Source organism: Mesonia sp. K7 (assembly GCF_003233725.1).
In the GTDB taxonomy this organism is placed as follows: domain Bacteria; phylum Bacteroidota; class Bacteroidia; order Flavobacteriales; family Flavobacteriaceae; genus Mesonia.
The window spans coordinates 1-14,788 of sequence record NZ_QKQV01000010.1 but is presented as its reverse complement, the minus strand read 5'-3'; the positions used below and the strand labels follow the sequence as shown (position 1 = coordinate 14,788).

Genomic DNA, 14,788 nt, shown 5'->3' with positions numbered 1-14,788 from the left:
TTTTTATTAGAATCTAAAGTGTGAGAATGCTTTATTTGCTTCTGCCATTTTGTGCGTATCTACTCTTTTCTTCACCGCAGCTCCTTCTTCTTTCGCAGCAGCTAATATTTCTGCAGCTAATTTTGCAGCCATCCCTTTTTCATTACGCTTACGCGAAAAAGAAATTAACCATTTCATCGCGGTAGAAACCTTACGATCTGGTCTAATTTGCATCGGAATTTGGAAGGTAGCACCACCAACTCTTCTACTTCTTACTTCCACATGTGGCATTACATTAGATAATGCATCCTTCCACAACTCTAAAGCAGTTTTTTCTTCGTCTTGATTTTTTTCCTCTACGATAGCAATTGCATCGTAAAATATTTTGAAAGCAACCGATTTCTTACCATCCCACATCATCATATTAACGAAACGTGTCACCAACTGATCATTAAATTTTGGATCCGGTAATAGTGGTCTCTTTTTTGCCTGTCTTTTTCTCATTTCTTCTCTTTAAAAGTTTTTAAATTACTTTTTAGGGCGTTTTGCTCCGTACTTAGATCTACGTTGAGTTCTTCCTTCAACACCGGCAGTATCTAATGCACCACGCACGATGTGATATCTAACACCAGGCAAATCTTTTACCCTTCCACCTCTAACCAATACTATCGAGTGCTCTTGTAGATTGTGACCCTCTCCAGGAATGTATGCGTTTACTTCCTTACCATTGGTTAATCTAACCCTTGCTACTTTACGCATAGCCGAGTTAGGTTTTTTAGGTGTAGTAGTATAAACACGCGTACAAACTCCTCTTCTTTGAGGGCAAGAATCTAAAGCAGCCGATTTACTCTTCTTGGTTATTTTGGCTCTTCCTTTTCTTACTAATTGTTGAATTGTTGGCATAAATTCTTAATTACACTAATTTTAATTTATATAATACCCATTTTTTGGGTTTGCAAATGTATATATATTTTTTTATTAATCAAACAATAACATATTAATTTTCAATAAGATTATTTTTTCGGAAATTAGAACGCTAAATAAAACATAATTTCGTTCTTGCTTAAAATTACTTCTTTGAATATTTTTCGATACATTTTCACTCTCTTTTTTTTCATTTCGTTTTTCGCGGAAGCACAAAACATCACGTTGCAAATAATTGGTGAAAAAGAATACGACAAAAAGCTTCTGGAAAACATTTCTTACCAAAAAAACCATCAAGATTTAAATTCCGCTGAAAGCGAAGTGAATTTACTCCTGAACAACCTTCAGAAAATGGGTTATATCGACGCGAAAATCACAAGGAAAGATTTCAATAAAAATGAAAATATTTACACCTTTATATATATAGCCGGTAATAAAATTGAAACCATACATCTTTTAACCTCGCAAGAAGATCGTGATTTTCTTGAGCAAGAATTGCAAATCCCACTCAAAGACACCTTAAAAATTTCTTTTTCGGAAACGGAAATTTATTTACAGAATCTGAACCAGAAGATCTCCAATTCCGGAAAGCCATTTTCTCTCCTATATATAAAGGACATTTTTAAACGAGAAAATTTACTTTTTGGGAATTTGGTTTTTTACTATTCGGAAGACAGAAAAATTGACGGGATTAAAATTCTCGGTTACGAGAAATTCCCGAAAGGCTATCTCAAGCATTTTCTGAAAATAAAAGCCAATCAGAAATTCAACAAAAGTATTATCGACAAAAAAATAAATTCGCTAAAAACACTAAACTTTGTCGAAATCGCAAAACCCGCCGAAATTCTTTTCGAAAAGGATTCGACGATCTTGTATGTTTACCTCAAAAAAAGAAATCAGAACAATTTTAATGGTTATTTGGGCTTTGCCACTAACGAAGTTGACAACAGCCTTCAACTAAATGGTTTGGTAGATTTGAATTTATTGAACAATTTGAATTTCGGTGAAAGCCTTAAACTCTTATACCGAAACGACGGTGAAGGACAGATTGAGTTTAACCTCGACATGAATTTTCCTTACATTTTTAAAACTCCTTTTGGTCTTGAAGCCGGATTGAATATTTTCAGAAAAGATTCCACCTTCAACAATACACAACAAAAAATCGGACTCAACTACATTCTCAATTCAACTAGCACTTTTTTTACAAAATACAGGTTTACAAGTTCAACCAATCTGGCTAACGAAAATCTCATTAATGCAGTTCAAGATTTTAAAAGCAACAAAGTTTATGTGGGCGCTAATCTTATTTTAAATCAAATTGAAAATAATTTAACCCGAGAACCAAACCGACTTTACACCGAGATAGGCTTTGGAAGCAGAGATGTCGGCGACCTTAAGACCGACCAAATAGACCTAATAGGGAATTACCAGTTTCAGTTTCCGCTAAACGACAGAAACTTTATTTACCTTAACAACCACAACTTTTATTTGATCTCGGATAACTACCTCCTAAATGAGTTACCACGTTTTGGCGGAATAAACACCATCAGAGGTTTCCAAGAAAACAGTATTCCCGCAAATTTATACACCATAACACAGTTGGAGTATCAATATTTAGCTTCCAGCAATTTAGTTTTGCACAGCATAACTGATTTCGCCTATTTCAAAAACAACATCGATACTACATCTGAAACTTTAACATCTATAGGTTTTGGCTTAAAACTCATGACCAATTCTGGCATATTACACCTAATGTTTGCCAATGGAAAGACTGAAAATCAGAACTTTCAATTCAATAGTACTAAAGTTCATATTGTTTACACCGTAACATTTTAATAACCAAAAATGAATTTAGATTAACAGAATTTTTAAAATTCCCTTAGTTTTTTTTGTTTATTTAAGTTTTTATTAAGATTTTTGACATTGGCTAATTCAAATAAATTATAAAATGAGAACAAAGTTTAGTGGAATTTTAACGCTATTCCTAGCGTTTATGGTGCAACTCACTTTTGCACAACAAAAAACTGTTTCCGGTACTGTTACTGATGATCAGGGCATGCCGTTACCAGGAGTTAACATTGTTATTAAAGGAACCACGGTTGGTACACAGACAGATTTTGACGGAAATTATTCGTTGATGGCTGCAAGTGGCGACGTGTTAGTCTTTAGCTATGTTGGCTTTGCTACACAAGAAATCACAGTTGGAGTTCAAAACTCATACTCTATCAGTATGGTTCCAGATAATGAACTCGACGAGGTAGTTGTTACAGCTTATGGTACGACCGAAAGAGACAAGTTAACGTCAGCAGTATCAGTGGTTACAGGAGAAGAGTTAACAGAAATGTCTCCTACTACTTCAGTAGACCAATTACTTCAAGGTAAGGCTGCTGGTGTCAATGTTACCGCAGGTAATGGTAAACCAGGGCAAACTGCATTTGTAAGAATCAGGGGTGTTGGCTCTATCAATGCAAGTAGTGCTCCATTGTATGTGATTGATGGGGTTGTTGCACCAAATATGAATTCTGTGAATCCTAATGAAATCGAAAGTATTTCTATTTTAAAAGATGCTGCTACAGCTTCTTTATATGGTTCTAGAGCAGCAAACGGTGTAATCGTAATTACAACTAAGCAAGGTACTAAAGGACAAGATGCAATCATCAATTTCAACTCAAGATACGGTTTGACTCAAATGGTTGAAAACCCATATGAAATGATGAATGCAGCTCAAAAGCTTCAATATGAAGCTGAGCTTGCAGCTTTAGGAGTAACCAATGCTCAAGGACTGCCAGGAGCCAATACTGCAACTCAAGAAGATTACGACTACTTGGTAAATAATGGTCATGATTGGTTTGAAACTTTATTAAGAAGAGGTGTTGTTCAGTCAAATCAGCTCTCTATTCAAGGAGGTTCTAAAGATTTCACTTATTTTTCTAGTGTTGGTCATGATAGGAATTCTGGTATTATAGACCACTTATCCGGTTTTGAGAGAATGACCGCACGTCTTAACGCTACATACCAAGCAAAAGACTGGTTACAAGTAGGGGCTAACATGAGTTACACTTATTCTAAAAGTGACGAACCTCGTGATAGAAATAACGTACAAAACCCTTTTAGAGCTATTTACGATTACAACCCATACGAACCAGAGTTTTTATTGGATGCAAACGGAGATTTCTTATTAGACGAAAACGGTGAAAAACAATTTAACCCAACTCGTCAAGGTTTCTCTATTTCTGAAGCGATCTTAAATAACCCTGAAATGAATCAAAATAATACCATTACTGGAAGAATGTTTGCAAATATAGATCTTACTGAAAACTTATCTAACTTCTTTCAAGTTGGTGCTACAAATAACAATTTCAGAAGAGAATATTTTGTAAAACCAGGCTCTATACTAGACGACATCGTGGGAGACGCTACTAATCCTGGTTCAAAAACTGACAACGGATCATATAATTTTGACTATACCATTACTAATCGTTTAACTTGGGCTGATCAAATTAATGAAAAGCACAATTACTCTATTTCTGGTTTATTCGAATTTAACAGAAATACTTTTAGAACCTATGCTTTATCTAGTATTGGTTTTGCTTCTGAAGATTTGTCAGTACAATCTATTTCAGCAGAACCTACTGCAGTAAGCACAAACTATTCAGAGTCTTCTTTATTAGGTATTGGCGCCTTTGCTAATTATGACTATATGGAAAAATACCTCTTTACCGCTTCAATAAGACGGGATGAAAGTTCTGTGTTCGGAAGAAATAACAGGTATGGTGTTTTTTGGTCTACAAGTGCTGCATGGAATATTCACAAAGAAGACTTTATGCAAGATTCTTTCTTTAATGCGTTAAAGCTTAGAGCTTCTATAGGTACTTCAGGAAACAGAGCTGGTATAGGTTTTTATCCAGCTGTTGCTACTATAGGCTTTGGAAGTTTAGGAGGATTGACTACTGCAGTCCCTACTGATAATGGAAATGAAGATTTAGGTTTTGAAAAAAACCGCATTTGGGATATCGGTGTAGAATTTGCTATGCTTAAAAACAGATTGAGAGGTACTATAGATTATTACGAGAGAACTACTTCTGATTTATTATTAAACAGACCTCTATCATCTATTGGAGGTGAGCCTGATGGCGTTATTTTTAGTAACATCGGAGAGATGGTAAATAAAGGTATTGAGATTTCATTAAACGGAGATGTAGTAAGAAATGAAGACTGGAGAGTACGCTTAGGAGCCAATATCGCCTTCTTAGATAATGAAGTAACTAAATTAGTATCAACAGTAGAATATCCTGATGGAGCTCCTATCGATGGTTCTTACACAAGAATAGCTGTAGGTGAAGAAATCAATACTTTTTACATCCCAAGATGGGCTGGAGTTAACCCTGCCAACGGAGCACCGTTATTTTATGATTCTGATGGCAATATAACTTCTGAATATGATGCAGATGCTAACGAATTACTCTCAGGAAAATCTCCGACAGCAGATTTTGATGGTGGATTCAATCTTTATGCTTCTTATAAAGGATGGGAATTAACCACAGATTTCTATTTTAAAGTTGGACATTATGTTTATAACATTATGGAGCAAAACATGTTAAGTGATGGTACCTCAGTAGACTCTAATCAAAGGCTCGACGCCTTTAATTACTGGACTACACCTGGTCAAACCAATGTATTACCTAACCCTATCTATGGAAATGAATCAAATCAAACTTCAGATAGATTCCTTCAAAAAGGTGACTACATCCGTTTAAGAAACTTAACATTTGGGTATAATCTACCAGAAAGATGGTTAAAAGATTCGTTCTTTAATGGAGTTAAACTATTTGTTCAAGGACAAAACTTATGGGTATTTGCTCCAGAATATAAAGGTGATCCAGAAATTGGTATTGGTAGTGGAGAAACAACAAACTTTGACACTTTTGGTGCTTATAGTCTATATAGTTACCCAACTACACAATCGGTTTCTGTCGGAGTAGATATTAAATTTTAAAAATTAATGAAAATGAAAAAAATATTTTATAAATTATTTGTAATAACTATTATTACAGGTTTATTTTCTTCTTGTGAAGACGAGTTAGAACAATTACCAAATAATTCTTTTGTTCCTGACACCTATTATCAAACTAGTGATGACTTTCAAAACGCAATGAGAGGTGTTTACTCAGGTTTCTTAGGTGCTGGTTATTATGGAGGATCATACATAAGCAGACCTGATATTATGACTGATAACTTAATATTGGCTCAGCAAGGTAGAAGAACTAATCAGTTTTTTTATGAATGGAGGTACAACCCTCAAATTACTTGGAATATTATGGTATCCCCATATTTAATTACCAATAGAGCTAATCGAATTATAGAAAATATCGATAACTTGCCTGATGGGGCTGAAAAAGATAACTTTCTTGGTCAAGCAAAAGCTGCAAGAGCAATAGCTATGTTTGATATGTTAAGAGTATATTCCGTAATTCCTCAAGAAGGAGCTGAAGCAAACGGTGCTTTAGGCATGCCTATAAACACTACTACAGACCCTACTTTTACTGCCGTTAGACCTAGCGTTCAAGAATCTATGCAATTTGTTATTGATGAATTAGAAGAGGCTAAAGATTTACTTTTAGAAAATGGAGCAGTAGGAAACAATATCAGTAGAAATACTGTTTATGCAATGCTTTCTAGAGTTTACCTTTACAATGGAGAATATCAAAAAGCAATTGACAATGCAGATGCAGTAACTACTGAAGTTGCAGCTAGAGACGTTTTCCCTGGTGTATGGACAGATTCCAACGACGACGGAGTAATCTTTAAAATAGACCAAGATAGAAATTTAGACGGAATAGCGATTGGCGTTGAATATAGCCAAACCACTCCTACTGGAGTAGTTCCTGAATATGTAATTACTTATGAGTTTTTCGAAAAGTTTGAAGATGCAGACATCAGAAAAGATGCCTATTTGTCTGTAGAACAAGATGCTGCAGGGAATATTTATAATTTTATCATCAAATATCTTGGAGAGGCTGGTCAAAACAATGGTATTGTTGACCCTAAAATAATTAGAGCTGCAGAAGTATATTTAAACAAAGCAGAAGCTTATGCTAGATTACAAAATGATGCTCAAGCTTTAATTGCTTTAGATGAAGTCCGTTCAAACAGGTATGCTGGCTTTACAAGTCCGGGTGAAACCGGTCAATCTTTAATGGATGCTATTATGCTTGAGAGGAGATTAGAGTTAGCTTTCGAAGGGCACCGTTTCTTTGACCTAAAAAGATGGAATCTTCCCGTTACTAGATCAGCATCAGAAGGAGAGTTTTTTGATGGAACTGGAACTCCAACGACCTTTACTAACTTACCAGAAAGCAGTCATAAATGGGAGTTACCTATACCATTAGGAGAGATTAACGTATATCCAGAATTACAACAAAATCCTGACTATTAATAATTTAAAATATTAAAATTATTTAACTATGAAAAAAATATTTTTAGGTCTTTTAGCACTTAGTGCAATTGTTACTTCTTGTGAAGTAGATAACAATTTAGACAGACATAACTACAATGGCGATAGTCTAACCTATTTTGCAGAACAAGATACTATACAAACAGTTGCATTGGGTGTTCAAGACGATAATGTTATAAATGTAGCTATCGGTTCGACTGATAAAACTTCATCGGATAGATCATACAGTATTACTATCAATGAAGAAGTAAGTACAGTTGAAGCAGGTATTCAATACACTATGCCAGCTTCAGTAACAATTCCTGCTGATAGTCATATAGGAAACATCCCTGTAACTTTAAATTTTGATGAACTTTCTACAGAAGTAAAAGACACTTTAGCTTTTAGTATTTCAGGAGCTGACGTGGCAGATTTTAGGTATAATTATATGATGATTTTATCAAAAAGCTGTACTTCTGAATTATCAGGAACTTATTCTTACACTTCTACTAATTTAGTTCAAGGACAATCTGGAGACAGCTGTCCTGATGCAACAGGTGAAGTTACTTGGACAGAAGTTGAAGAAGGTAGATATTCTACATCTGATGCTAGCTTCGGACAATTTGGATCTTGCTGGAATGATGGTCCAGCCACTGGAATACAGTTTACTCACAATTGCGCTGAAATCACTGTTGACCCAAATACAACCGACCAATATGGTGATTCATACACTTATACTATAGTTTCAGTAAGTGAGACTGAAATGGTTATTGATTGGTCCAATACCTATGGTGATGGAGGTAGAGCAACAATTACTAACCCTAACGGTTGGCCAGAAGTATTACAAACAAATTAATCTTTAAAACTATGAAATTATATAAAACTTTAATGATCATTCTTACCTTAGGGTTCTTTGTTTCTTGTGACCCTGATAAAGTGGATGATATACAACAAAATGATCCTAGTCTATTCTTTTCTGCAAACTCAGGTACATTCTTTGTTGCTGAAGGCGATGAGAATATTTATGATGTAAATTTAATTATATCTGATGCTCCTAGCAAAAATCTTAGTTATGAGGTAGAAATAGACCCAAGCTCTTCAGCTATGGAAGGAGTTGATTTTGAGATTTTGAACACCTCGTATTTTGTTGAAAGTGGCAAAACAAGAGCCTCTATTCAAGTACAAGGTGATGTTGATGCCGCAACAACTGCAGGTAAAGAATTAATTTTAAATCTAGTGAGTTTAGAAGACGGTAGAATAGCTAATTTTAGAAATAAGTTTACCTTGTTAATTAAGTATGGTTGTCCTTTAGCAGAAGGTACTTTCTTAGGGGAATATACGGTAACACAACTAACCCCTGGTTTAGAAGCTGCTGGAGGTGTACCAACATTTGGTGACGGCACTGTATTAGAATTAACGGAAACTTCTGAATTTGGAAGACAGTTTGAAACTGTTTTCTATCCTGATTTAGGGATAGGTCAACCAGCTGCTACCGTAATGTTTGAACTTGATTGCGGGGAAGTAAAGGTTCCAGACGACCAAAACTCTAACCTTGCTTGTAGTGGAGCTGCTTTAAACATAGGCTCTCCAGATACCAATGCGACATTTGACGAGACTGACGACAGCACGTTTACAATCACTTTTACAGAAGATTCAACTTCTGGATGCGGTGAACCACAACAAACTACTGTTCAACTTACAAAAGTTCAATAGTAGTAAGTTCAGAACTGATTAATATTAGTTATTTTTAAAAAGCCAGCATATGCTGGCTTTTTTATTTCAAAAAAAAGCAGTAATATTGTTAAAAAATTTATAAAGAAATGAAACAAATAATCCTATTCATTTTATTTTTCCCTATTATTGTTTTTTCTCAAAATAATGCTGAAAAAACAGAGATTATATCAAATTATAATACTGGAAAAATAAATTCCCTAAAAAGTGAACTGCAAAAAAAATCTGAGAAAAACAACCTACTAGTTGATTATTTAATTAATGTAAAGGGTTATCCTGAAAAAATTAAATATAACGACGATACCTATGCATACTTAAAAAAAGTAATTTCAGATACAATCCCTTTATATTATAAAGTAGATAATACTGACGCTGCTGAATCTACAAGAACTAACTTTTTGCACACAGGCGGAAGTTTAGGTGTAAATGTGAATGGGGAAAACATGCACATTGCTACTTGGGACGGTGGTCCAACTCTAAAAACACATATCGAGTTCCAAGACAACGGAAACTCCAGAATTACAACTCCTGATGCTTCTGCTTCTAACGACCAAAGTATGCACTCTACACACGTATCCGGAACTATCGCAGCCGCAGGATTAAGTCCTCAAGCTAAAGGGATGGCACCAGAATGCTTATTAACATCATACGACTGGGATAATGATGAACAAGAAGTACTCGCTGAAGCAACTACAAACGGTTTATTGATTTCTAATCATTCGTATGGTATTCCTATTGCAGATAGTAATGGGAATTTTCAGGTACCCACATGGCTTCCGGGGTGTTACAGCTCTGACTCAGCAGCTTGGGATCAAGTATATGTCTCTGCACCTTATTTTTTAGCAGTGGTCTCTGCTGGGAATGACGGAGATGTTTCCTATACGGGTGGTCTTAAGAATGGTTATGACAAATTAACTGGGAATAAAAATTCAAAAAATAATTTAGTGGTTGCTAATGCTCAAGATGCTTTGATAAACCCAAACGGAAGTGGTGAGCTTTTAGGTTCTTTATTTATCAATTCTAGTAGTAGCCAAGGTCCTTCAGATGACGGAAGAATAAAGCCTGATATTACAGGCAATGGAACAAATGTATTTTCAACCTCTGATGCTGCAAATACTTCATACGCTAGCTTAACTGGAACCTCTATGGCAGCACCTAATGTTGCAGGTTCATTACTTTTAATTCAACAATATTACAATCAAGTTAACAGTAACTACCTTTTAGCTGCAACCCTTAAAGGCTTAGCATGTCATACTGCTGATGACGCAGGAAATAATGGCCCAGATGCCATTTTTGGGTGGGGGCTTTTAAACTCAAAGTACGCTATAGAAACTATTCAAAACACAGATATAAACCGATCTATCATAGACGAGCGTTCTTTATCTCAAGGACAGACCTATAACATACAGGTGCAAACAGATGGTTCTGAGCCATTAAAAGCGACAATATCTTGGACAGATCCTGTAGGAACACCTAGAAACGGACAGTTAAATTCTCCAAGCCCTGCATTAGTAAACAATTTAGATATTAGAATTATCGAAAATGCTGACAACGAAACGCATATGCCATATCGTTTAAATTTATCGAATGTAGCATCTGCCGCAACTCGTGCGGATAATAATGTTGATAACGTAGAACAAGTAGAAATAGAATTTCCATCAGCAGGAGCTTATACCATTATCGTATCACATAAAGGAACTCTTAGTGGTGGCACCCAAAATTATAGTCTAATTGTTACAGGTCTTGAAGGCACTGTTTCTACAGAAACATTTAATAACAAAAGTATCTCTATTTGGCCAAATCCTGTTAAAAAAGACGGTATACTAAATGTTGATTTAAAAGAATTAAATGCCTCAAATATTGAAATATCATTAATAGATATTCAAGGTAGAAAAGTTATTTCTAGTTCTTATAACAATGTTAATACTCAAATTAGTATAGATACTAGAAGTTTACAATCTGGTATGTATATTTTAAATATAACTGATGGAGAAGATTCTATTCAGAAAAAGATTATAAAGGAATAAATCATATTATTTTTAAAATTCAATAGGGTTTGAAGTTTTCAAACCCTATTTTTGTTTATCATAACATCAACTATGTCAAATTCAATTTTTGGAATTCACCCAGTAATAGAAGCGCTTGAAGCGAAACAAAATTTAGAAAAAGTATATATTCAGAAAGGTATTAAAAACCCTCAAGTCAGTCATATAGAATCTTTGGTTAAAAAAGAAAATATTGCTATTTCTTATGTACCTGTAGAAAAACTAAACAAACTTTCTAAAAACAGTAATCACCAAGGTGTTTTTGCTTATAGCTCACCTATTTCCTATATAAGTTTAGAAAGCTTATTAGAAAATATGGAAAACAACTCTTCTACCCCACTTTTTTTATTGTTAGATGAAATAACTGATGTCAGAAATTTTGGAGCTATTATTAGAACCGCAGAGTCACTTAACGTTAACGGAATTATTGTCCCCCAGCAGGGAAGCGCTCCAATAAACGAACAAACTGTTAAGACTTCAACAGGAGCGGTTTTTCATATTCCTATCTGTAAAGTAAGTCATCTAAAAGATGCTTTATTTTACCTTAAAAGCTATGGTATTTCTACGATTGCCGCAACAGAAAAAACACAACATATGATTTATGATCTTGACCTCAAAAAACCGCTTGCCATTATTATGGGAAGTGAAGGCAATGGTGTCTCACAAGGTCTATTAAAAATGGTGGACGAAAAGGCAAAGTTACCTATGTTAGGAAAAACTTCCTCTCTAAACGTTTCTGTAGCTTGCGGTGCTATTTTATACGAAGTGATAAGACAAAGGTTATAAGTTCTGTTTATCGTCTTTAAAATGGTATTTAATTTCGATTTCATCAAAAACCTCTCTATCGAGAAGTTGACGCTTTTCTAATTCAGAGGAAGGAATAAAATTTCCATTCTCATCAAAATGTTTGAGGAAATCATCTTCTTCTTCCTGATAGGTTTCCTTTTGCCATTCAAAACTTTCTTTTTCGATGGTGTTTTTTCGATACACAAAAGCGATGATAAAACCAGCAATAAAACCTGCGAGATGGCCTTCCCAACTAATCCCTTCTTCACCAGGGAAAACACCCCAAATCAAACTTCCGTATACAAAAACAACAGCCAACGATAAAGCAATCATCCGGTAATGTCTAGACCAAATACCCATAAAAAAAAGAAAACTAGTGAGGAAATAGACCATTCCGCTTGCCCCAATATGTAAACTTCCCTTCTCTCCTAACAACCATGTGAAAACACCCGAAAGAATAAAACCAATGATAAAAACTTTATTGCTCAGCTGTGTATAGAAATATTTTAGGCCAGAAAACAAAATTAACATCGGTAAAGTGTTGCTAAACAAATGTTTTAAACTCCCGTGTAAAAAGGGTGAAAAGAAAATTCCTCTTAACCCGATAAGTTTTTTGGGTTGCAATCCGTATTTATTTAAACTTACGTGAAATCGTACTTCTACCCAATAGACCAACCACATCATCAAAACAAAAACTATTGGCAGCAAAACTGTATAGATAGAAAACTGAAAATTTGAAGCCGATTTATTTTTCATACCAATAAGATAGCAAATAAAAAACCAAAATGGAACTAATGCAAAATTGTCAGTTTTATAAGTATTTTTGTAATTATGAATACTCCACTTGCAGAAAGATTACGACCCAAAACCATAGAAGAATATGTGAGCCAAGAACACTTGGTGGGTAAAAAAGGTGTCTTATATCACCAAATTAAAGAAGGAATTATTCCTTCACTTATTTTTTGGGGTCCTCCTGGCGTGGGAAAAACAACTTTAGCACAGATCATTGCTGAAACTTCTAAACGCCCTTTTTATATTCTAAGTGCCATCAATAGTGGCGTAAAAGATGTACGTGAGGTGATAGAAAAAGCTAAAAAAGATCAAGGTCTGTTTACTGCAAAAAACCCCATCCTTTTTATTGATGAAATTCATCGATTTAGTAAATCTCAACAAGATTCGCTTTTGGGAGCGGTAGAGAAAGGCTGGGTAACATTGATTGGTGCAACCACAGAAAACCCGAGTTTTGAAGTTATTCCAGCACTTTTATCAAGATGTCAGGTTTATATTTTAAATTCTTTTTCGAAAGAAGATTTGAAGAAAATATTACAAAAAGCTTTAAAGGAAGATACAGTTATCCGTTCAAAAAATATTCAGCTAAAAGAAACAGAATCGTTAATTCGCTATAGCGGTGGTGATGCCAGAAAGCTGCTCAATATTTTTGAACTCATAGTCAATTCAGAAACTTCTAATAAAATCATCATCACTAATGATTTGGTCGAACAAAAAATTCAGACCAAAATAGTCCGCTATGACAAAACAGGAGAACAACATTATGACATCATTTCGGCTTTTATCAAATCTATCCGCGGAAGCGACCCTAATGCTGCCATTTATTGGCTTGCCAGAATGCTCGAAGGTGGTGAAGACATCAAGTTTATTGCGCGTAGGCTTATTATTTTAGCTAGTGAAGATATTGGAAATGCTAACCCTACCGCACTTATACTGGCCAACAATACCTTTGATGCGGTAACTAAGATTGGAAACCCCGAATCTCGAATCATTTTAAGCCAGTGTGTAATCTACCTAGCGACTTCACCAAAAAGTAACTCCAGTTATATGGCGATAAATGACGCGATAGCTCTTGTAAAGCAGACTGGAGACTTACCTGTACCTCTTTCCTTAAGAAATGCCCCTACCAAATTGATGAAAGAAATTGGCTATGGAAACGATTATAAATATGCGCACAATTATGAAAATAATTTTGTGAAAACCAACTTCCTTCCTGAAGAAATTAACGGAAAACAACTTTATACCCCAGGAAATAATAGTCGCGAAGAATCGATTAAGAATTTTTTAAAAAACAGATGGAAAAATAAATATAGTTATTGATTTGTTTTCAAAATCACCTATCTAAACTTCTCTTTATACTAGAAAACTCAACACTAATATGGATTATATTCCATAATCATTTCTATGGTTAAACCATGTATGATTAATAAATTATAAAATCACATTTTTTATTCTTGAATTATCTACTTTTGAATTACACTTGTTGCTCTTATTTTTGTTATATCAGATGTTGTTATGAAATTACAGTATTAAAATCTATACCAAAATTTGCATTACTAATTAAGTTTTTTTGTTTAGCGATAAATTTTTAATTGAGCTTATCTCTTTATTCCATCGAATTTTCTTTATAATCCAAATACATGCTGACCAATAATAATTTCCTCCAGATTAAATGATTAAAAATTCCGCATATCTTGGTAAAAGCTTCGGATGTTTTACTCAAAAGTTCTGTATGTTTTCTCTTCTACTTTAATTAAATAAAAACCCCACTCTTTCAAGTGGGGTTTTGTCTATCTAAATTATCAAATCATTCGTTATCGCTTCAGGGTGATGTTGTCCACCAGTTCCTTTCTCACCAATTGTCCGGTGTTTACATCCAGTTCCTGGTATTCCACCTTGAACCAGTAGTCGCCACTTGGCATCTGCGTGCCGTTGTAGCTTCCATCCCAACCTTCACCTATTGGGCTGATCTGCTTCAGGAGCTTGCCGTACCTGTCAAAAATATAGATCTTGGCCGATGGGTTGCTCTCCGCCAGTCCGTAGATGTTCCAGGTGTCGTTGTAGCCATCGTTGTTCGGAGTGAAGAACGCCGGGTAGTCCA

At 34.9% G+C, this 14,788-nt stretch carries 12 protein-coding genes; 8 read left to right on the top strand and 4 right to left on the bottom strand.

Features of this window, described 5'->3' with window-relative positions; all coding sequences use genetic code 11:
- Positions 1-6: 6 nt before the first annotated feature.
- Together rpsG and rpsL are read right to left on the bottom strand one after the other, a co-directional pair.
- Positions 7-483, bottom strand: a complete 477-nt coding sequence (gene rpsG / locus DNG35_RS08125; RefSeq protein ID WP_111127697.1) for a 30S ribosomal protein S7 — start codon at positions 481-483, stop codon at positions 7-9.
- 24 nt (positions 484-507) lie between these two features.
- Positions 508-882, bottom strand: a complete 375-nt coding sequence (gene rpsL, locus DNG35_RS08120; protein WP_111127696.1) for a 30S ribosomal protein S12 — start codon at positions 880-882, stop codon at positions 508-510.
- A 246-nt stretch (positions 883-1,128) separates the two neighbouring features.
- On the opposite strand from rpsL, the gene DNG35_RS08115 reads away from it, so the two are divergent.
- The 7 genes from DNG35_RS08115 (at position 1,129) to rlmB (ending at position 11,898) form a co-directional block, all read left to right on the top strand.
- Positions 1,129-2,739: a hypothetical protein gene (locus tag DNG35_RS08115; RefSeq protein ID WP_111127695.1), complete on the top strand. Its 1,611-nt coding sequence runs from the start codon at positions 1,129-1,131 to the stop codon at positions 2,737-2,739.
- 112 nt (positions 2,740-2,851) lie between these two features.
- Positions 2,852-5,899, top strand: coding sequence for a TonB-dependent receptor (locus DNG35_RS08110; RefSeq protein ID WP_111127693.1), 3,048 nt, complete (start codon positions 2,852-2,854; stop codon positions 5,897-5,899).
- Between the two features lie 12 nt (positions 5,900-5,911).
- Positions 5,912-7,339, top strand: a complete 1,428-nt coding sequence (locus tag DNG35_RS08105; RefSeq protein WP_158524884.1) for a RagB/SusD family nutrient uptake outer membrane protein — start codon at positions 5,912-5,914, stop codon at positions 7,337-7,339.
- Positions 7,340-7,508: 169 nt separating this feature from the next.
- Positions 7,509-8,192, top strand: a complete 684-nt coding sequence (locus tag DNG35_RS08100; protein WP_146228847.1) for a hypothetical protein — start codon at positions 7,509-7,511, stop codon at positions 8,190-8,192.
- Between the two features lie 11 nt (positions 8,193-8,203).
- Entirely contained in the window at positions 8,204-9,049 is an 846-nt protein-coding gene (locus tag DNG35_RS08095; protein WP_111127687.1) for a hypothetical protein, read from the top strand.
- Positions 9,050-9,156: 107 nt separating this feature from the next.
- Positions 9,157-11,094 carry a S8 family serine peptidase gene (locus DNG35_RS08090; RefSeq protein ID WP_111127684.1) on the top strand — a complete coding sequence of 646 codons (1,938 nt, stop codon included), beginning with the start codon at positions 9,157-9,159 and terminating at the stop codon, positions 11,092-11,094.
- Positions 11,095-11,166: 72 nt separating this feature from the next.
- Positions 11,167-11,898 (top strand): 23S rRNA (guanosine(2251)-2'-O)-methyltransferase RlmB, encoded by a 732-nt coding sequence (rlmB, locus tag DNG35_RS08085; protein ID WP_111127682.1) that lies wholly within the window; start codon positions 11,167-11,169, stop codon positions 11,896-11,898.
- Here rlmB and DNG35_RS08080 read toward each other — a convergent pair.
- Entirely contained in the window at positions 11,893-12,654 is a 762-nt protein-coding gene (locus tag DNG35_RS08080; RefSeq protein ID WP_111127680.1) for a rhomboid family intramembrane serine protease, read from the bottom strand. The genes rlmB and DNG35_RS08080 overlap by 6 nt on opposite strands.
- A gap of 75 nt (positions 12,655-12,729) precedes the next feature.
- Here DNG35_RS08080 and DNG35_RS08075 point away from each other — a divergent pair, with 75 nt between their 5' ends.
- Positions 12,730-14,007 carry a replication-associated recombination protein A gene (locus tag DNG35_RS08075; protein ID WP_111127678.1) on the top strand — a complete coding sequence of 426 codons (1,278 nt, stop codon included), beginning with the start codon at positions 12,730-12,732 and terminating at the stop codon, positions 14,005-14,007.
- A gap of 494 nt (positions 14,008-14,501) precedes the next feature.
- Here DNG35_RS08075 and DNG35_RS08070 read toward each other — a convergent pair.
- The coding region (locus tag DNG35_RS08070) for a T9SS type B sorting domain-containing protein (RefSeq protein WP_146228846.1) at positions 14,502-14,788 on the bottom strand (287 nt) is incomplete at its 5' end.

Excerpts from the sequence above, each read along its gene's own strand:
- rpsG (WP_111127697.1), bottom strand. The coding sequence starts at position 483 with ATGAGAAAAAGACAGGCAAAAAAGAGACCACTATTACCGGATCCAAAA.
- rpsL (WP_111127696.1), bottom strand. The coding sequence starts at position 882 with ATGCCAACAATTCAACAATTAGTAAGAAAAGGAAGAGCCAAAATAACC.
- DNG35_RS08110 (WP_111127693.1), top strand. The coding sequence starts at position 2,852 with ATGAGAACAAAGTTTAGTGGAATTTTAACGCTATTCCTAGCGTTTATG.
- DNG35_RS08105 (WP_158524884.1), top strand. The coding sequence starts at position 5,912 with ATGAAAAAAATATTTTATAAATTATTTGTAATAACTATTATTACAGGT.
- DNG35_RS08095 (WP_111127687.1), top strand. The coding sequence starts at position 8,204 with ATGAAATTATATAAAACTTTAATGATCATTCTTACCTTAGGGTTCTTT.
- DNG35_RS08090 (WP_111127684.1), top strand. The coding sequence starts at position 9,157 with ATGAAACAAATAATCCTATTCATTTTATTTTTCCCTATTATTGTTTTT.
- rlmB (WP_111127682.1), top strand. The coding sequence starts at position 11,167 with ATGTCAAATTCAATTTTTGGAATTCACCCAGTAATAGAAGCGCTTGAA.
- DNG35_RS08080 (WP_111127680.1), bottom strand. The coding sequence starts at position 12,654 with ATGAAAAATAAATCGGCTTCAAATTTTCAGTTTTCTATCTATACAGTT.
- DNG35_RS08075 (WP_111127678.1), top strand. The coding sequence starts at position 12,730 with ATGAATACTCCACTTGCAGAAAGATTACGACCCAAAACCATAGAAGAA.